At 40.7% G+C, this 587-nt stretch carries 1 protein-coding gene; it reads left to right on the forward strand.

Going from position 1 to position 587, the window contains the following annotated elements; all coding sequences use genetic code 11:
• Positions 1–365: 365 nt before the first annotated feature.
• Positions 366–587: ATP-binding cassette domain-containing protein (locus tag R7Q46_RS28770; protein WP_318078523.1), on the forward strand; the 222-nt coding region annotated here is incomplete at its 3' end.

Genomic DNA, 587 nt, shown 5'->3' on the forward strand with positions numbered 1-587 from the left:
TTCATGTCATCGATCTAGTGCCGGATAACAATATGTATCAGTTCCGCTACGAGGCCTTGAATGCGGCTGTCGCGCATGTTGAATCGGATCAATACCAGCGAATGACCGCTTAAATTTCACGCTCTGTATGAAAGCGCTGCTCAGTCTGTTTAGCGGCGCTTTTTTTGTTTCCCCTTAACACCCTCAATTGAAAACCTTGAAGATTACAAGGTTGATATTTCCAATATTGTCGAAAGGTTTAATTGTAATCATCGTTATTCGACGATAAACTAATAAAACTTTCTCCAGCTTCCTACTAAGCTTCAGGTGATGCTTATCTTGGAACTGGTCATCCCAATTCACTAACAGATGGCAATCATTACGCTATGTACGCATTAGAAATTGAACAATTACGTAAAACGTATGCGGGCGGCTTTGAAGCGTTAAAAGGCATCAGTCTACAAGTTAAAAAAGGTGACTTTTACGCGCTTCTTGGACCTAACGGTGCAGGAAAATCAACCACGATCGGCATCATATCTTCTTTGGTTAATAAGACCTCTGGAGTGGCAAAAGTTTTTGGTTATGACATTGATACTGATTTAGAGCTT

This window comes from Vibrio sp. 811 (genome assembly GCF_033339195.1).